The 254-nt window shown below is 65.4% G+C and carries 1 protein-coding gene; it reads right to left on the bottom strand.

Going from position 1 to position 254, the window contains the following annotated elements; genetic code table 11:
• A partial coding sequence (locus AC6UD4_RS07340) for a hypothetical protein (protein WP_500709655.1) occupies positions 1–254 on the bottom strand: 254 nt, incomplete at both ends.

The raw sequence follows: 254 nt of genomic DNA, 5'->3' as shown, positions 1-254 counted from the left end.
GCACAGCCGTGCTGGCGCTAGCCTTTTTATCCAGCGACCCGCCTTTGCCTGCCACGCGCACATTCAGGTCCTTGCCGGTGCTGGTGTCCAGGCGTGCGTCGCCGCCATAGGCCAGACGTTGTACGCTGGTTTCCTCACTGTTCCTGGCGGCGCGCAAATCATGTTGCTGCGCCTCGATCTTCAGCGAGCCGGCAGTGGCCCGCCATTGGGTGCCCTGGTCTGCAAGGGCGTCGGCCTTGACCTCGGCCTTGGCC

Source organism: Fructilactobacillus sp. X3R5C2 (assembly GCF_059901175.1).
The sequence above is the reverse complement of the archived record's forward strand: the minus strand, read 5'-3'. Positions and strand labels throughout refer to the sequence as shown.